The sequence below is a fragment of the Microbacterium awajiense genome (assembly GCF_039536545.1).
GTDB classification, from domain to species: Bacteria; Actinomycetota; Actinomycetes; order Actinomycetales; family Microbacteriaceae; genus Microbacterium; species Microbacterium awajiense.
Map to the genome: position 1 here is coordinate 1,703,675 of NZ_BAAAYU010000005.1, position 17,892 is coordinate 1,721,566.

15 protein-coding genes are annotated in these 17,892 nt (G+C 68.3%); 7 read left to right on the forward strand and 8 right to left on the reverse strand.

Annotated features, from left to right (window positions below):
- Positions 1–74: 74 nt before the first annotated feature.
- Together ABD663_RS14590 and ABD663_RS14595 are read right to left on the reverse strand one after the other, a co-directional pair.
- Positions 75–2,855, reverse strand: a complete 2,781-nt coding sequence (locus tag ABD663_RS14590) for a CocE/NonD family hydrolase (RefSeq protein WP_344739789.1) — start codon at positions 2,853–2,855, stop codon at positions 75–77.
- Positions 2,856–3,095: 240 nt separating this feature from the next.
- Positions 3,096–3,740 (reverse strand): LysE/ArgO family amino acid transporter, encoded by a 645-nt coding sequence (locus tag ABD663_RS14595; RefSeq protein WP_344739791.1) that lies wholly within the window; start codon positions 3,738–3,740, stop codon positions 3,096–3,098.
- 71 nt (positions 3,741–3,811) lie between these two features.
- Here ABD663_RS14595 and ABD663_RS14600 point away from each other — a divergent pair, with 71 nt between their 5' ends.
- Positions 3,812–4,705, forward strand: coding sequence for a LysR family transcriptional regulator ArgP (locus ABD663_RS14600; RefSeq protein WP_344739793.1), 894 nt, complete (start codon positions 3,812–3,814; stop codon positions 4,703–4,705).
- A 7-nt stretch (positions 4,706–4,712) separates the two neighbouring features.
- Here ABD663_RS14600 and ABD663_RS14605 read toward each other — a convergent pair whose 3' ends face one another.
- From ABD663_RS14605 to ABD663_RS14620, 4 genes are all read right to left on the reverse strand, one after another.
- Positions 4,713–5,744 (reverse strand): NADP-dependent oxidoreductase, encoded by a 1,032-nt coding sequence (locus tag ABD663_RS14605; RefSeq protein ID WP_344739795.1) that lies wholly within the window; start codon positions 5,742–5,744, stop codon positions 4,713–4,715.
- 122 nt (positions 5,745–5,866) lie between these two features.
- Positions 5,867–6,334 carry a MarR family winged helix-turn-helix transcriptional regulator gene (locus tag ABD663_RS14610; protein ID WP_344739797.1) on the reverse strand — a complete coding sequence of 156 codons (468 nt, stop codon included), beginning with the start codon at positions 6,332–6,334 and terminating at the stop codon, positions 5,867–5,869.
- Positions 6,335–6,344: 10 nt separating this feature from the next.
- Positions 6,345–8,003: an MDR family MFS transporter gene (locus ABD663_RS14615; RefSeq protein WP_344740260.1), complete on the reverse strand. Its 1,659-nt coding sequence runs from the start codon at positions 8,001–8,003 to the stop codon at positions 6,345–6,347.
- Positions 8,004–8,181: 178 nt separating this feature from the next.
- Positions 8,182–8,844 carry a YqaJ viral recombinase family protein gene (locus tag ABD663_RS14620; RefSeq protein ID WP_344739799.1) on the reverse strand — a complete coding sequence of 221 codons (663 nt, stop codon included), beginning with the start codon at positions 8,842–8,844 and terminating at the stop codon, positions 8,182–8,184.
- A 327-nt stretch (positions 8,845–9,171) separates the two neighbouring features.
- Here ABD663_RS14620 and rplJ point away from each other — a divergent pair, with 327 nt between their 5' ends.
- Together rplJ and rplL are read left to right on the forward strand one after the other, a co-directional pair.
- A complete protein-coding gene (gene rplJ, locus ABD663_RS14625) occupies positions 9,172–9,687 on the forward strand; it encodes a 50S ribosomal protein L10 (protein WP_344739801.1) in 516 nt (171 codons plus the stop codon).
- Positions 9,688–9,732: 45 nt separating this feature from the next.
- Positions 9,733–10,131, forward strand: a complete 399-nt coding sequence (gene rplL, locus ABD663_RS14630) for a 50S ribosomal protein L7/L12 (RefSeq protein WP_344739803.1) — start codon at positions 9,733–9,735, stop codon at positions 10,129–10,131.
- Positions 10,132–10,189: 58 nt separating this feature from the next.
- Here the strand turns inward: rplL and ABD663_RS14635 are convergent, their stop codons facing one another.
- Positions 10,190–11,194 (reverse strand): LacI family DNA-binding transcriptional regulator, encoded by a 1,005-nt coding sequence (locus ABD663_RS14635; RefSeq protein WP_344739805.1) that lies wholly within the window; start codon positions 11,192–11,194, stop codon positions 10,190–10,192.
- Between the two features lie 259 nt (positions 11,195–11,453).
- Between ABD663_RS14635 and ABD663_RS14640 the strand changes: the two genes are divergently transcribed.
- From ABD663_RS14640 to ABD663_RS14655, 4 genes are all read left to right on the forward strand, one after another.
- Positions 11,454–12,788 (forward strand): ABC transporter substrate-binding protein, encoded by a 1,335-nt coding sequence (locus ABD663_RS14640; RefSeq protein ID WP_344739807.1) that lies wholly within the window; start codon positions 11,454–11,456, stop codon positions 12,786–12,788.
- A gap of 111 nt (positions 12,789–12,899) precedes the next feature.
- Complete coding sequence (locus ABD663_RS14645) at positions 12,900–14,033, forward strand: carbohydrate ABC transporter permease (RefSeq protein ID WP_425561803.1); 1,134 nt, start codon at positions 12,900–12,902, stop codon at positions 14,031–14,033.
- Positions 14,033–14,998, forward strand: a complete 966-nt coding sequence (locus ABD663_RS14650; protein WP_425561786.1) for a carbohydrate ABC transporter permease — start codon at positions 14,033–14,035, stop codon at positions 14,996–14,998. The genes ABD663_RS14645 and ABD663_RS14650 overlap by 1 nt, the downstream gene beginning before the upstream one ends.
- 41 nt (positions 14,999–15,039) lie before the next feature.
- Entirely contained in the window at positions 15,040–17,505 is a 2,466-nt protein-coding gene (locus ABD663_RS14655) for an HAD-IC family P-type ATPase (RefSeq protein ID WP_344739811.1), read from the forward strand.
- Here the strand turns inward: ABD663_RS14655 and ABD663_RS14660 are convergent.
- Positions 17,466–17,891: a hypothetical protein gene (locus ABD663_RS14660; protein ID WP_344739813.1), complete on the reverse strand. Its 426-nt coding sequence runs from the start codon at positions 17,889–17,891 to the stop codon at positions 17,466–17,468. The genes ABD663_RS14655 and ABD663_RS14660 overlap by 40 nt on opposite strands.
- Between the last annotated feature and the right edge of the window lies 1 nt (position 17,892).

The following is a 17,892-nucleotide window of genomic DNA, read 5'->3' on the forward strand; positions in this document are numbered from 1 at the left end:
GCGGCACAGAGTGACGGATGCAGCACAGAGCGGTGGGGTGCCCCGATGGATCGGGACACCCCACCGGTGCTGTGTCAGCCCTGACGTGCCCAGGGCCCGTTCGGGTCGCCCGGCACCTGATTGCGCGTCCACCACTTGGCCGTGTAGCGCACACCGTCATGCTCGACGACGTCGCCGCTGACGAAGATGCGCGTGGGCGTCCACACGGCGGTGCCGTCCGTGGTCTGGCGGATCTCCTGCCACGGTCCATAGAGCTGCCCCGGCGGCTGCCCCTTCGCGTACCAGGTTGCGAGCCACGTCGACCCGCTGTACCAGACGGTGTCGCCTGCGCCGTACACCGTCGCCGCACTCCAGGCGGGCTCGGTGAGCACGAAGACGACCGTCTGCGTGTTGCCTGCGACGTCGTGGACGACGAGGGTGTTCTCGCCGAACTCACCGCCGAACGTGCCGGGCTTGACGTAGTTCAGGTCGGACCAGACGCTGTTGGTCAGATCCTTCTCCACACCGTTGAGCGTGAGCCTGTCGATCATGCCCGCGTCGTGCAGCTTGAAGCTCACGAGCGAGTAGGTGCCGTCGGCTCCCTTGGTGAACGAGTCGCCCGACTTGACGGTCACCGTCGGAGCCGTCGCATCGAGGGTGACGGTCGTCTCCCGCGTGAGCGAGAGGTTCCCCGCGGCATCCCTGGCGTTGTAGCGGATCTGATACGTGCCGTCCGGCAGAGCGACCGTCGCGGTGTGGCTCACCGACGTCGCGCCGTTGCCGGCGGTCTGTGTCGACTTCACGAGCTTGCCGGACTGGTAGATGTTCGCCACCACCGCGTCGAGGCCGATGTCGTCCGTCGCGTCCACCTGGATCTCGAGCGTGCGCAGCGGACCCGCCGTCGTCGGCGAGACGAGTGTCGTCTGCGGCCGAACGGTTTCGATCGGGACCCCGAAGGCTCCCGACGCGAAGGCCGCCCGGGTTCCGCCGACCACCGGCAGGGAGATCGACGACGTCACGGCGTCGAGGGTCACCGTGGCGCCGGGAGAGCCGGCCGTGAAGCCCGACAGGTTGGTCGACAGCACCACGCCGATGCGCGATCCGGCGCGGAACACGTGATCGTAGGGCTCCATCTTCCAATCGAAGTCGTACTCCGCGCCCGGCGTGACGACGGTCGCCGCGCCCTCGGCGAACGACTCGCGGTTCGACGAGTCGAGCACACCGCGAGATACGCGCCAGTAGGCCGACTCGCTCGAACGACGTGCGGTCTCGAGGTAGCACGCAGAGTCGTACGGAGTCTCGGCACCCCAGCACGTGCGCTCGGTGAGGGTCTGGATGCCGTCGCCGGGGGAGCGCGGCGTGCGCGTCGCAGTGCTGTAGTCGATCAACAGCGCCGAGAGGTTCGACTGCTCCTGGCTGAGCGATGCATCCAGCTGGACGACCGGCGTTCCCGAGATCCGGAGGTCCTGCGCGAGGGGCTCCGACAGCAGGACGAGCCGGTTCGACTGCGTCGCCTCGGGGTTGTTCGCCAGCGAGGTCTCCGAAGGCGAGTTCGAGCCGCCGACGATCTGCAGGGTCGACGCGCCGTCGACCGGACGGAACGCCAGGCTTCCCGGCGTGCCCGAGGCGGTTCCGCTCAGGCTCAGGTCGACGTACTCCGTCGACGGTGCCGGCCAGGAGGCCTCATCGACGTACTCGGCCGGACCGAACTCGACCGTGGACTGCGGCTCGCTCATGATGCCGTTCTCGATGCCGTGCAGCCAGTAGTCGTACCAGCGGTGCAGCGTGTCGACCCAGACATCACGGCGGAAGTCGAACGGATCGATGTGTCCGAGCCGGGGGAGCCAGACCTTTCGAGGCACATCGTGCTCGGCGAGCGCCTGCCAGTAGTCGGCGAACTGGCTCATGCGCACGTTGTCGTCGTTGAGGCCGTGCACGGCGAACACCGAGGCGGTGACGGCGTCGACGGTGCGGGTGTAGTCGCGCTCGTCCCAGAACGCGTTGTAGTCGCCCGTCTCATCGCCGTCGATCTCGCTGAGCGTGGTGCGCGTCGGAGCGCACAGCGCGCGTCGATCGGGGTTGGTCACCGTGTTGGCCAGGCTCGACGGATAGTTCGTGTTGTGGCGGATGCCGTTGGTGCGGGAGTACCGGTACCAGTCGCTGATCGCGTCGATCGGCACGATCGTCGTCAGGCCCTCGACCCCGGTCGCGGCCACGCCGTTGGCGAGGGTGCCGTCGTAGGACTTGCCGATCATCGCCGACTTCCCGGTGTGCCAGTCGGCCGTCACTGCGACACCGTCGCCGTCGTACCCGGCGACGCGCCCGTTGAGCCAGTCGATCACGACTTTCATGCTCTGGATGTCGCCGGCTCCGCCGTGCATCGGGCATCCGGTGGAGAACCCGGTGCCGTTCATCTGCGCGTGGATCACCGCGTACCCGCGCGGGACGAAGTAGTTGTCGTAAAAGAGCGGGAACAGATCGGTGACGCCGTCGCCGTCGAGATCCTGCAGGCGCTGTGCCTCGTTCCCACGCCCGACGGTCGTGTAGTACGGGCTCGGGTCGATGATCGCAGGCACGCGCAGCGTGTCGGCGGTCTCGGCGGGACGGATGATGTCGATCGCGGTGACGTCGGTGACGCCGTCGAGGTCCTGGTCGACGCCGTCGACCGGAATGAACACGCGCTCGCGGATGGCGCTGGCGTAGTCCGAGAACGGCGCCGTCTTCCCGTCGACGACGGGAATGGCGGGATCGGGCGCCGCAGCGGCGGTGGGCGTCAGGATGGTGACGGCGAGTGCCGTGACCGTCGTGAGCACGGCGAGCGTGCGCAGGCGCCGCGCCGCGCGTGGCGGTGCGGAGGGGGGAAGGGTATGCGTCATGAGCAATGCCTATCGTTTCCAGTGCCCTGTTGACCAGCCTTTTCGAAAACTTGTAACAATTCAAGGGTTGAAGGTTCTGCATGCAGCGCGCGGTCCGCGCTGTTCGAAGTGATCACTCTGGTCGGCATACGGTGCGCAAAAAACCTCCGGCGGGGTCATGGCGCGGTCCCGTATGCCAGCCTGCTCACGTACTTCTCGACGACGGTCTCGACGCCTGCCTCGAGATCGACGAGCCGACACTCAGGCGCCGACCACCAAGCTGATCCCGAGTCCGATCATCACCACTGCGATCACGCCGTCGAGGATGCGCCATGCGCGCGGCGTGGCGAGCCGGCGGCCGAGGTGACGGGCGCCGAACCCGAGCGCGGTGAACCACACGGCGCTCGCGATCATCGCCCCCGCCGCGAAGGTCCACCGGCCGTCACCGTGCGTGCCGGCGACGCCCCCGAGCAGGAACACCGTGTCGAGGTAGACGTGCGGGTTCAGCCAGGTGAGGGCCAGTGCGGTGAACACGACCGGCATCGTCCGAGTGCGCGTCGCGGTCGCGACGTCGCCACGGACACCCGCCGCGGCGCGCTCGCCGACCTGGAGCGCCTCTCCCGATGGCCGCCACGCGCGCTTCGCGGCGAGCGCTCCGTACACGAAGAGGAAGACCGCCCCCGCCCAGCGCACCACCGTCACCAGCCAGGGGAGTGCGGCGATCGCCAACCCGACGCCGGACACCCCGAGCGCGATCAGCGTGATGTCGGATGCTGCGCAGACCGCGACGACCGCCAGCACGTGCTCGCGGCGGATCCCCTGCCGAAGCACGAAGAGATTCTGTGCTCCGATCGCGATGATGAGCGAGAGGCCGAGACCGAGACCGGCCAGGAACGAGGGGAGCACGGTTCCACGCTAGAGAGCGAGGGGTATCGAATCCAGCTCATGATCCTTCAGATGCATTAGCGTGACTTACGATGCGGATTCCCTTCGATCTCGCCGAGACCATTGCCACCGTCGTCGACGAGGGCACGTTGGAGGCCGCCGCTCGCCGACTGCATCTCACGCCGTCGGCGGTGAGCCAGCGCATCAAGTCGCTCGAGGAACTGCTGGGACAGGTGCTGCTCGTGCGGGCCAAGCCCGCGCGTCCGACCGATGCGGGCGTCGCGGTCGTCCGGCTCGCCCGCCAGGCGGCGCTGTTGGAGCACGACGCTCTGGCCGAACTCGGCGCAGCAGGCGGGGATGAGGCCGTGGTCTCGGTTCCCCTCGCCGTCAGCGCCGACTCGCTGGCGACGTGGTTCCTCCCGCCGCTGGCACGGCTGAGCGCGCGCCATTCGGTCGTCTTCGAACTGCGCCGCGATGACCAGGACTTCACGGCCGCCCTGCTCGAGTCGGGCACGGTCATGGGCGCCGTCACCTCTCGAGCGACACCGGTCGCGGGATGCCGCGTCACACCGTTGGGCTCGATGCGCTACGAGGCGTTCGTCGCGATGTCCGCCATGGCGCAGTGGTTTCCCGACGGACCCACACCGACCGCACTGGCGGCCGCGCCCGTAGTCGACTTCGACCGTCGGGACGACCTTCAGACCCAGTGGCTGCGGGCGATGGAGGCGGCGGAGCACATGCCCCCGCGCCACTACGTGCCGGCATCGGCCGACTTCGCGGCTGCGGTGCGGCTCGGGCTCGGGTGGGCTCTCCTGCCACGGCTGCAGTCGGATGCCGCCGTGGCGGCGGGGGAGATCGTCGCCCTCGGCGGACCGCCGGTGGACGTGCCGCTGTTCTGGCAGCAGTGGAATCTGCGCACACCCCTGCTCGACGCCATCGCCGCCGAGATCGTCGCCGAGGGCCGGCGCGTGCTCGCGCCCGTGTGACGGTGTGTCAGTCGTCGCTGACCCGCAGTACGACCTTTCCGCGAGTGTGGCCCTGTTCCAGTTCGGCGTGCGCGTCGGCGGCGGCATCCAGGTCGAAGACCTTGTCGATGTAGACCTGCACGGCTCCCGAGTCGAGCAGCCGACCGACCGTCGCGAGCGCGCTGCCGTCGGGGATGACCCGGTACGAGGTCGCGCGGACGCCGGCCTCATCGGCACGCTCCGCGTAGTCGGGCCACGAGCCCGTCGGCACCAGGACGTAGAGGCCTCCGGGGCGGAGCACCTGCAGCGAGCGGGTCCCGGTGTTCGCCGAGACGTTGCCCACGAGATCGATGACGACGTCCATGTCGGAGACGACCTCGTCGAACCGCGTCGTGGTGTAGTCGATGACCACGGAGGCACCGAGCTCGCGCAGCCACGCGGCATTCCGACCCGAGCCGGTGACCGTGACGTGGGCGCCGAAGTAGGCGGCGAACTGCACCGCGAAGTGGCCGACGCCGCCACTGCCCGCGTGGATCAGCATCCGCTGTCCTTCGTGGGCGTGCGCGGTCTCGACGACCAGGCCCCACGCCGTGAGGGCCGCCAGCGGAACCCCCGCGGCCTCGACGTGCGACAGCGACGCGGGCTTGCGCGCCAGTGACAGTGTCGGAGCCACGACGTACTCGGCGTACGATCCGCCCGAGCGCGGATACGGGGCCATCCCGTACACCTCGGTGCCGGGCGGGAAGGGATGGGCTTCGTAGGGCGAACGGACGACGATGCCGCTGAAGTCGTAGCCCGGCACGGTCGGGAACCGGTCGATGGCCCCGGCGACGCCCTTTCCAGCCCGGGTCTTGGCATCGATGGGATTGATCCCGGCGGCGACCACGCGGACGAGCACTTCGCTCAGCACCGGCGAGGGGACCGGGACGACCGCGGGGTGGAGCACGTCGGCTGCCCCCGGTTCGTCGAAGACGACGGCCCGCATCGTCTCGGGGGGAGCGGGGACCGCGATGGCGGCGGCCCGTTCGCTCGGGGATGATCGCAGCGGCCGGAATCTCATCGGTCGCTCCTTCCGCGTGCGTGTCGGCGTCGGCAGCACTCGTTGCTTGCACTGCCCACAGTCAACACCGCGATTGTCTCGCCCGTGTTACGCGGGTGCTACCGCGTCGATAAGGTGTGCGGTCAGGGCCGAACGCCTGCGGTGAGGGCGTGCAGCATCCGCGAGAACGTGCGGATGTCGTCCACCGACCACTCCTCGAGGGCGGCGGTGAGCTGTCCCTCCTGCGGTGCTCGCGTGGCGGCGAGGCGCTCGAGACCGAACTCGGTCGCCGAGATGAGCTGCGAGCGCCGGTCATCCGGGTCGGGCGTGCGCACGACGAGCCCGCGTTGCTCGAGATCGCGGACCGTGCGGCTGATCTGCCCCTTGTCCGCGAGCAGCACCTCGGCGAGCGCCGATGAGGTGATGCCGCCGCGGCGCACGATCGTCGTGAACGTCTTGTAGCCGCCGGGCAGCAGCCCGGGGCTCAGCCGTTGCGCGTTCTCGCTGATCAGGTGGCGCATCCGCGCGATCAACTCGCCGAACTCCGTCTCGAGCGAACGGATCGCGTCCGAGCGCTCGTCGGAGATTCCGCTGCCCCCGGGGTCGACCATGGCGCCGAGCCTAGTCGCGGTCGTCACGTGTCGCCTCCGGCTGCTGCGCGGCGCCGTCGTCGTGCGCTGAGCCGGTGGCGGTGAGTGCCTGCATCCCTTCGTCGACGGATACCGTGGCGAGGTCGGCCTCGCCCGCACGCTGACGCTCGCTGGTCGTCATGCGGGTGAGCGGCGTGTTCGGCAGGAAGACGATCGCGATGAGGCTCAGCACCGCGAAGGGCACGGCGATGAGGAACGCCTGCGAGATGCCCTGCGCATAGACGTCCTCGAAGATGACACGGACCACCTCGGGCATCGCCGAGACCTGGGGGAGTGTGCCCGCTTGCAGCTGAGTGGCGATGTCGACGCCCTGCTCGCCCAGGCCGGCGAGCGCGGCCATGAGTGCGTCGCGCCTGTCGTCCATCAGCTCGGTCACCCGCGCAGCGAGCGCCGCGCCCATGACCGCGACGCCGATCGTGCCGCCGAGGCTGCGGAAGAAGGTCACGCCCGAGCTCGCGACGCCCATCTCGGTGGGGTTCGCGGTGTTCTGCACGATCAGCACGAGATTCTGCATGGTGGTGCCGACGCCGGCGCCGAGCAGGAACATGTACACCGACACGAGCGCGAAGTGGGTGTCGTACTCGATCGTCGACAGCAGGTACGAGCCGGCGCTCAGCGCGATGGCGCCCGCGATGAGGTACGGCTTCCAGTGCCCGAATCGGGTGATGAGCGCCCCGACTCCCACTGAGGCCACGAGCAGGCCGGCGATCATCGGGATCGTCATGACCCCCGCCTCGGTCGGCGTGGCTCCCCGCGCGAGCTGCATGTACTGGCTGAGGAAGACGGATGCCCCGAACATCGCGATGCCCGTCGCGATCGACGCGATCACCGCGAGGGTGAAAGTGCGATTGCGGAACATCGACAGCGGGACGAGGGGCTCGCGCGAACGCAGCTCGACGACGATGAACAGCGCGGTGCCCAGCAGCGCGCCGCCGACCATGAGGACGCTCTCGAGGCTCCACCACTCGAAGCTGTCGCCGGCGAGGGTCACCCAGATGAGCAGCAGCGCGACCGACGTCGACAGCAGCACGATGCCGAAGTAGTCGATGTGCGAGGTGCGCTTCGCACGCGGAGGGATGTGCAGGGTGCGCTGCAGCATGATCAGGGCGACGACCGCGAACGGGAGCGCGACGAAGAAGTTCCAGCGCCAGCCGAGCGTGTCGGTGATGACGCCGCCCAGCAGCGGTCCGCCGATGGTGGCGACGGCCATCACGGCCCCGAACAGGCCCATGTACCGCCCGCGTTCGCGGGGGCTGATGATGTCGGCCATGATCACCTGGCTGAGCGCCGCGAGGCCGCCCGCGCCGACGCCCTGAACGGCGCGGAAGGCGATGAGTGTCTCGGGATTCTGCGAGAACCCGGCGGCCGCGGTGGCGAGCACGAAGATGGCGATGGCGAGCTGGATGAGCAGCTTGCGGTTGAACAGGTCGGCCAGCTTGCCCCAGATCGGCGTCGAGATCGCGGTCGTGAGCAGTGTCGCGGTGACGACCCACGTGAAGGCGGCCTGGTCGCCTTCGAGGTCGTGGATGATGACGGGCAGCGACGTCGAGACCACGGTCGCGGCCAGCATCGACACGAACATGCCGAGCAGGAGGCCCGTGAGCGCCTGGAGCACCTCGCGGTGGGTCATCTCGGGTGCGGCGGGCGGGGGTGGCGCAGCCGCGCCCGCGCCCGAGGGCAGATCTGTCATGGGGGTCCTTCGCGAAGACGGGGCGACGTCGCTGGCGCGATGATGGTTGACTCAGATCAATGGTTGAGCAAAGTCAACCATACGTCCTCGGTCGACACCCGTCAACCGATCGTGCGGTTCAGTCGGCGAGCGCGAGGGCGCGGAACGGCTGGCGCGGTGCGGGGCGCGGCGTCCGCTCGGCGGGGCGCGGCGCGCGACGGCCGGTCGTGCGCTCGTAGAGCTCGTCGATGAGGGCTGTGGCCAGATGTACGAGTTGCGCGATCTGCGCGTCGTCGCGGTCGATCCACACGCACCGTGGCTCGTCATGGACGGGCACGAAGTCGTCGTGCTGCTCCCATGCGACGAGGGTGCGCTCGGCCCCGAGCACGTGCTGCTGCCACCACACCTGCCGCAGGTACGAGCGCGGGATGCTGCGCCACGCCTTGTTCGTCGTCTTGATCTCGGCGAGCGTCACGCGGCCTGACGGATCCACCGCGATGCCGTCCGGTGTCGCGAGGTGGCGTTTCTCGATCTCGGCGTGGAACAGAGCGCTCGACGGCTGGATGCCGTGGGTCGCCGCGACCCAGGCTGCGATCTGCGGCTCGCGCGCGCGGCCGTGCGCGGTGAAGGCGTTGCCCGAGAAGCCCGAGCCGCCGAGTTTGGCATCGGCGGCACGTGCGATCGCCCGCTCGCTCGTGAGCGTCGCGACGTCGGTCGCGGTGATCCCGCGCGAGCGTGCACGCACCCAGGCGACCCGGTCGCGAGCGTCGGCGACGACGCGGGCGGCGAGTTCGGGGGTCACCCCATCACGGTATCCCGCCGCCGCGACACCCGCCCGCGCGACACCCGCGGGCGCGCTGCGCGATGACGGGATGCCCGCGATTTGGCCGGCCCGCATCGGTCGCCTACACTGGTCGAAGCCGAAGACCGCCGGTCATCGAGGTGCGCATGCGCACCGAGATCGAAGCACTGCGAATGCAGGGGCCCGCGCAGGTGTCACAGATCGATCTCCTGAATCCAGGACTCCCGCTCCGTGCGCTTGCGCCGGAGCTTTTTTCATGCGCAGGCGCCGCTGGTCCAGGCCGACGCCCCGCCACTGCGGAGCGTCTCGTACACACAAGGAGTGGCCATGGCGCAGAAGGAAGCATCGGTCGCCGAGCTCACGAAGAACTTCGAGGACTCGACCGCCGTACTGCTCACCGAGTACCGCGGTCTGACGGTTGCCGAGCTCAAGGAGCTTCGCAACAGCATTCGTCAGGACGCGGAATACGCCGTGGTGAAGAACACGCTGACCAAGATCGCCGCGAACAACGCGGGGATCACGGCGCTGGACGACGACCTGAAGGGTCCGTCGGCCGTCGCTTTCGTGCACGGTGACCCTGTCTCCGTCGCGAAGGGTCTTCGTGCCTTCGCCAAGGCACACCCTCATCTCGTGATCAAGGGCGGCTTCTTCGACGGTGCCCCCCTGACCGCGGACGAGGTCAACAAGCTCGCCGACCTCGAGAGCCGTGAAGTCCTGCTGGCGAAGCTCGCCGGCGCGATGAAGGCCTCGCTGTTCCAGGCGGCATACGTCTTCAACGCACCGCTGCAGAAGGCCGTCCGCACGGTCGACGCGCTGCGTGAGAAGCAGGAGTCCGCGGCCTGATCTCAGGTCCCCGGCGAACAACCCCCATCAACAAGGAGAATCATCATGGCAAAGCTCACCACTGACGAGCTGCTCGACGCCTTCAAGGAGCTGTCGCTCATCGAGCTCAGCGAGTTCGTGAAGAAGTTCGAGGAGACCTTCGAGGTCACCGCCGCCGCCCCGGTCGCCGTTGCCGCCGCGGGTGCTCCCGCTGCCGGTGGCGCGGGTGGCGAGGCCGCCGCCGAGGAGGAGAAGGACTCGTTCGACGTCATCCTCGAGGCTGCCGGCGACAAGAAGATCCAGGTCATCAAGGTCGTCCGCGAGCTCACCTCGCTCGGCCTCGGCGAGGCGAAGGCCGTCGTCGACGGTGCCCCCAAGCCCGTGCTCGAGGGTGCGAACAAGGACGACGCCGAGAAGGCCAAGGCGAAGCTCGAAGAGGCCGGCGCGACCGTCACCCTGAGCTGACGTCCCGCTTCAGCAACACCTCGACGAGGGCCCCGGATGCCGCATCCGGGGCCCTCGTTCATGCCCGGGTGTCGGGCGGAGCCGTCGATGCACGCACGACCAGGCGCGCCTTGAGCCGCACGTCGACAGGCGGTCGGTCGGGTTGGGCGATCTGCTGGAGCAGCAGGTCGACCGCGGCCGATCCCTGCTCTCGCGGAATCTGCTCCAGTGTGGTGAGCGAGAACATCTCGGCGAACTCGTGGTCGTCGATGCCGACGACACTCAATTCGCTGGGCACGCGGATGCCGAGCCGACGGGCGGCGATCATCGCCCCGATCGCCACCTCGTCACAGACCCCGACGACGGCGGTCGGCCGGCGGGTGTCGCCGAGCAGATCGGCGGCCGCGGCGTAGCCGCCGGGGAGCGTGACCTCCGACTGCACGTGCTGCGCTCGGTCGGCCAGGCCGGCCTCGGCCATGGCCGCCTCATAGCCGCTCAGTCGACGGCGATCCACCATGGCCCAGTCGGCGCCGCCGCCGCCCAGGAAGGCGATGTCGGTGTGACCGAGTCCGATGAGGTGCTCGGTCGCGCGCCGCACCGCGTGGTCGTCGTCGATGCCCACGGTGCACGTCGTGCCCTCGTCGCCGACGATCATGACGACCGGGCGGTCGATCGCGTGCATCCGCTCGATCTCGTGGTCGGCGGGCTCGAGCCCGACGGCGATGAGCCCATCGAACCGTTTGCGCGCGAGGTAGTCGTCGAAGATGCGCTGGCGGCCCACGGTGCCGGGCTTCGCGTCGTACAGGGTGAGATCGAGATCGCGCTCGAGAAGGGAGCGCTGGATGCCTTCGAGTACTTCTGCGAAGAACCACCGGTTCACGTAGGGCATGATGACGCCGACGTTGCGCGTACGCCCGGTGGCGAGGCTCACGGCGCTCGTGGAGGCGACATAGCCGAGTTCGCGCGCCGCGCTCACGACCTTCTGTCGCGTCGTGGGCGAGACGTACCCTGCCCCCGTGAGCGCGCGGCTGGCGGTCGCCTTGGACACGCCGGCGCGCTTCGCGACATCCGCGATTCCGCCCACCAGTCGATCCCTTCCGCAGCGCACCCTCGATGATCGCGCGGCCCCAGCCTAGGGCAAACGTCGAAAGTCCGGAACCGGTTCCACGCTTCGCGCAACGGAGACATTCCCGATTTTCCGCGGTTACGCAGTTGTGACCTTTCCTGATGTTGTGCCGTAACCTGTTTCTCCAATACCGTGGCATGGAATCGGTTCCCTATGTTCCTGCACACCCGATTCACCACGGAGGGGCGCAGCGCCCCCCGCTCGAAGAGGAGGACCTATGAAGACTCAGAGACGAGGACGCATCCTCATCTCGGTCGCGGCGCTCGGCGCCGCCGGCATGGTGATGGCCGGATGCTCCGGCGGACCCGGCACCGGCGGCGGCGGCGACGGCGACGGCGGTGACGACGACATGGTCGTCACCGTCTACGGCACGATCTCGGACACCGAGGCCGAACTGCTCGAAGAGTCGTGGGCCGACTGGGAGGAAGAGAACGGCATCGACATCGAGTACGAGGCGTCGAAGGAGTTCGAGGCCCAGATCGCCGTGCGCGCCCAGGGTGGCAACGCACCCGATCTGGCGATCTTCCCGCAGCCCGGTCTGCTCGCCGACATGGCGACGCGCGGATTCCTCGTACCCGCGCCCGAGGCCGTCGCGCAGAACGTCGCCGAGTACTGGTCGGAGGACTGGGCCGGGTATGGCACGGTCGACGGCACGCTCTACGGCGCTCCGCTCATGGCCAGCGTCAAGGGCTGGATCTGGTACTCGCCGTCGGTGTTCGCCGACAACGGCTGGGAGATCCCGGTGTCGTGGGACGAGCTGATCGACCTGACCGCGCAGATCCAGTCCGACACCGGCAACCCGCCGTGGTGCATCGGCTTCGGCTCGGATGCCGCGACCGGCTGGCCAGGAACCGACTGGATCGAAGACATCGTCCTGCGTCAGTCGGGCACCGAGGTCTACGACGGCTGGGTGGCGAACGAAGTGCCTTTCACCGACCCGCAGATCAAGTCGGCGTTCGACGAGTTCGGCAAGATCGCGCTCGACCCGAACTACGTGAACGCGGGCTACGGCGGTCTCGACACGATCGTCACGACGTCGTTCGGCGACCCGGCGACGGCACTGGTCAACGGTGACTGCGTTCTGCACCACCAGGCGTCGTTCTACGACGGCTTCATCGTCGACGCCGGTGGCAACGTCGCCGAAGACGGCGACATCTGGGCCTTCATCACGCCGGGCTTCGGCGGCGGCGGCGCAGAAGGAGCGGTCGTCACGGGTGGCGGCGAGATCGTCGGAGCGTTCGACGACTCGGAGTCGACGCAGAAGGTGCAGGAGTACCTGTCGAGCCCCGAGTGGGCCAACTCGCGCGTCTCCCTCGGTGGCGTCATCAGCGCCAACAAGGGTCTCGACCCGCAGAACGCCTCGAGCGACATCCTCAAGGAGGCAATCGGCATCCTGCAGGACGACGCGACCACGTTCCGGTTCGACGCATCCGACCTCATGCCGTCGGCTGTGGGCGCGGGAACGTTCTGGAAGGGCATGGTCGACTGGGTGAACGGCACACCGACCGACACGGTGCTCGAGCAGATCGAGTCCGGCTGGCCGTCCAGCTGATCCAATGACATGAGCGGGGTCACCCCGAGGGGTGGCCCCGCTCATCGGAAAGCGGCAGAGTGAGATCGCCGCACCCGAGTCCGACGTCGCACTCGAAAGGTAGACATGTCGATCGCCGCCTTCTTCCAATGGCTCGCCACGCTCAATCCCTGGCTCGAGATCGTCGTCATCGTGGCGATCTTCCTCGCCATCGTGGCGCTCATCCTGTTCTTCATCGAAATCGCGCCCCGGCGAGGGCGCATGTACACGGTCATCCGCTTGATCGCGTGCGTGGCCGGCCCCGCTCTGGTGCTGTGGATGCTGCAGTCCTATCAGTGGGCGATCGCCGCCGCGGCGGTGCTCGGCCTGCTGTTCTTCTTCCTCGATCGCCGCGCGAGCGGTGGCGCGGGGTCGATGTTCCAGCTCGTGGGGTTCCTGGCGCCGGCGATCCTGCTGCTGCTGGTGGGTCTCGTGGTCCCCACGATCCAGACGACGATCGGCGCATTCATGAACTCGCGGGCCACCGAGTTCGTCGGACTCGACAACTTCATCTGGATCTTCTCGCAGCCTCAGAACGTGCGGGTCATCGTCAACACCATCATCTGGGTGCTGATCGCCCCCATCGTCTCGACGGCGGCAGGACTGGCGTACGCCTACTTCATCGACAAGACGCGCGGTGAGAAGTACTACAAGATCCTCGTGTTCCTGCCGATGGCCATCTCGTTCGTCGGCGCGTCGATCATCTGGCGGTTCATGTACACGCCGCGTCCGGCCACCTCCGAGCAGATCGGATTCCTCAACCAGGTGATCGTCTGGTTCGGCGGCGAGCCGTACAACTTCCTCGCCGACGACCCGTGGAACACGCTGTGGCTGATCGTCGTGTTCATCTGGATCCAGACCGGTTTCGCGATGGTCGTCCTGTCGGCGGCGATCAAGGGCGTGCCGACGGAACAGCTGGAAGCGGCGGAGCTGGACGGCACGAACGGGTGGCAGAAGTTCTTCAATGTCATCGTTCCCGGCATCCGGCCGGCGCTCATCGTCGTGCTCACGACGATCTCGATCCTGTCGCTGAAGGTGTTCGACATCGTGCGGACCATGACCTCGGGGGCGAACAACACCTCGGTGCTCGCCAATGAGATGTACTCGCAGTTCCAGGCGTTCGAAGCCGGCAGATCGGCGGCGTTCGCGCTCATCCTGTTCATCCTGGTGATGCCGATCGTCATCTACAACGCGGTACAACTCAAGAAGCAGAGAGAGGTGCGCTGATGACCGTTCAGCCGATCGACCTGCCCATCGACGACGAGGCCGCCGCCCGCGAGAAGCGCGGTGAGGCGAAGATGGAGTCGCCCCTGCGCCGAACCAAGCGGCGGCTCACCTCGCGATGGGCAACCGCTGCGGCACTCGTGATCGCCGTCGCGTGGACGATCCCCACCTTCGGCCTGTTCATCTCGTCGTTCCGTCCCCGGGAGCTCATCAGCACCACCGGATGGTGGACGGTCTTCGAGAACTGGGGCTGGACGCTCGACAACTACGTCACGGCGCTTCAGACCGGAAACACGCAGCTCGACATGGCGGGCGCCTTCGTGAACTCGTTCGCGATCACGATTCCCGCCACGGTGTTCGCGATCTCGTTGGCCCTGCTGGCGGCGTACGCGTTCGCCTGGATGGACTTCAAGGGCAAGAACCTGATCTTCATCATGGTGTTCGCGCTGCAGATCGTGCCGATCCAGATGGCGTTCATCCCCGTGCTGCAGCTGTTCGCCCAGGGCACGATCTTCGGCGTTCCCGTCATCCAGGCGTTCGGATCGGCGGGATACGCCCAGGTCTGGATCGCCCACACGATGTTCGGTCTGCCGCTGATGATCTTCCTGCTCCACAACTTCGTGTCCGAGATTCCGCGCGAGGTCATGGAGGCGGCGCGCGTCGACGGTGCCGGCCACGGGCAGATCTTCTTCCGGGTCGTCCTTCCGCTGACGACGCCGGCAATCGCGTCGGTGGCGATCTTCCAGTTCCTGTGGGTGTGGAACGACCTGCTGGTCGCCCTGATCTTCGCCGACGGCAACGTCGCGCCGATCACCAAGCTGCTGGCCGAGATGACGGGAAGCCGCGGGCAGGACTGGCATCTGCTCACCGCCGGCGCGTTCATCGCGATGATCGTGCCGCTGATCGTGTTCCTGTCGCTGCAGAGATACTTCGTGAGGGGGCTGCTGGCCGGTTCCACCAAGGGCTGAGCCTTCGGTGCCGGCCGCGGCCGGAGCCATAGGGTGTGTGCATGGATGCCGCACTCGATGACTCCGGCCGCACCCTCACGACTCCCGCCGGGGGGCTGACCGCCGCGCAGGTCGCCGAGCGGATGGCCGACGGGCGTGCCAACGCGTTCGAGTCCGACACGAGCCGCAGCGCCTGGACCATCGTGCGGGCGAACGTGTTCACGCTGTTCAACGGCATCGTCTTCACGTGCTTCGGCATCCTGCTCGTGCTCGGCCGCTGGCAGGACGCGCTGTTCGGCCTCGCGGCCTTCGCGAACTCGATCATCGGCAGCTACCAGGAGTTCAAGGCCAAGGCGGCCCTCGATCGCCTGGCCCTGCTCAACGCACCCCGTGCCCGCGTGCGCCGCGACGGCGAGGAGGTCGAGATCCCGCCCTCCGAGGTCGTCGCCGACGACCTCCTCGTGCTGCGTGCGGGCGACCAGGTGCCGGCAGATGCGGTGGTCGTGGCATCCCGTGCCCTGCAGATCGACGAGTCGATGCTGACCGGCGAGTCGGATGCCGTCGACAAGAAGCCGGGCGACGAAGCGCTGTCCGGCTCCATCGTGGTTGCGGGCGAAGGCGACGCCGTCGCCGTCCGCGTGGGCGCCGAGGCCTATGCGAACCGCTTCGCCGACGAGGCCAAGAAGTTCTCGATGGTCTCGAGCGAGCTGCGCACCTCGATCGACCGCGTGCTGCGCTGGATGGCCTGGCTCATCGGGCCGATCGGGCTGCTCGTGCTCAACGCGCAGATGATGGTCGCGGGCGGCTGGGGCACGGCGTGGGAGAGCGGCTCGTGGGTGCAGGCGGTCGTGAACACGATCGCGGCGCTGACCGCGATGATCCCGCTGGGGCTGGTGCTCATGACGTCGATCGCCTTCGCGGTGGGCGCCGCCAAGCTCGCCGGCAAGCAGGTCCTCGTCAACGAGCTGCCCGCCGTCGAGGGCCTCGCCCGCATCGACGTCATCTGCCTCGACAAGACCGGAACGCTCACCGCCGGCGAGATCGAGTTCGACGCTGCTCACCCGCTGGACGGCGCGGACGAGCCCGATGCCGCGGCCGTCCTCGGCTGGTACGGTTCGGCACCCGACGCGAACGCCACCGCGAAGTGCCTGCGTGAGCCCTACCCCGTCGACGCGCCGCTCACCCCGGCGCGGTACATCCCCTTCTCGTCCGCACGCAAGTGGAGTGCCGTCTCGTTCGCATCGCGCGCCTCGGGTACCTGGGTGATGGGCGCTCCGGAGATGGTGTTCGGCGACGCTGCCACCGATCCGGAGCAGCCGCTGGGCGCCACGGTGACCCCGCTGGCGGCGACCGGCCGACGCACCCTCGTGCTGGCGCACAGCGCGACCGCCCTCGATGACGAAGACGTCGACGCCGAGCGGCTGCCTCCCGGTGTGACTCCGGTGCTCGTGCTGACCTTCCGCGAGCAGGTGCGGCCCGATGCCGCCGAGACGCTCGCCTATTTCGCCCGTCAGGGCGTGGACGTGCGCGTGATCTCGGGCGACAACCCCCGCACGGTCGCCGCGATCGCCCGTGAGGTCGGCCTCGAGTCGGCCGAGGGCTTCGACGCACGCCGACTGCCCGAGGACGACGACGAGCTGGCGGATGTGCTCGAGCAGCACGCGGTGTTCGGCCGGGTGACTCCCGAACAGAAGAAGCGGATCGTGATCGCCCTCCAGGCGCGCGGGCACACCGTCGCGATGACCGGCGACGGCGTGAACGACGCGCTCGCGATCAAGACCGCCGACATGGGGATCGCCATGAACTCCGGCGCAGCCGCGACCAAGGCCGTCGCGCGCCTCGTCCTGCTCGACGGACGCTTCTCGCATCTGCCGGACGTCGTCGCGGAGGGGCGGCAGGTCATCGCGAACATCGAACGGGTGTCGATGCTCTTCCTCACCAAGACGGCGTACGCGACCGGTCTGGCGGTCCTGTTCGGACTGCTGGTGCTGGAGTTCCCGTTCCTGCCCCGACAGCTGTCGATCACCGACGGCCTGACGATCGGCATCCCGGCGTTCTTCCTCGCGCTCATGCCGAACTCCCAGCGGTACGTGCCGGGGTTCCTGCGCCGTTCACTGTCGTTCGCGATCCCGGCAGGGATCATCATCGCGATCGCCCTCACGCTCTACACGCTCGGCGCGATGCAGTTGGGGATCGATGAAGACGAGCTGCGCACCGGCTCGACGATCATCCTCGCCGTCGTCGGCATCTGGGTGCTCACGGTGCTCTCGCGTCCGGTCACGCGCATGAAGGTGCTCGTGATCGGAGCGATGTTCATCGCCCTGATCGCGATCTTCACCATCCCGCTCGCGACCGAGTTCTTCCAGCTCGTGGACCCCGGTCAACAGGCCGCGTGGCTGATCGCGATCGTGATCGCACTGACGATCGGCGCGATCGAGGTCGTCCGGTTCTTCCACCGCCGCTTCGTGGCGAAGGCGCTGGCGGCGTCTCAGGTGGGCGAGACGGCGGGCTCGGCGCGCGTGAAGTGACGCGCGCCCGGCGGCAGCCAGACGACGGCGACGACGAACAGCTCGGCGAGCAGCTGCACGATCGAACCCCAGTCCCACGCATCCGATGAGACGATCGTCGCGACGTGCCCGACGGCCAGGAGTGCGACGTAGACGGTGATGAGCACGCGCGACAAGTGCGATCCTCGGGCCAGGCCCGAGGCGATCGCGATGATCAGCAGGCCCAGCAGCACGATCGCGGCGCCGAGGAGCGTGACCGGGAGGACCGAGTCCTCGGGTACGTCATAGCGGCTGAGCATCACCACGACGCCCACCGCGACATTGGCGAGCGCGCTGACGTAGACGATCACGACCGCGACGGTGAGCAGGACGGGCCGGCGTCGCGCGGTCTCGGTCTGCGTGCTCACC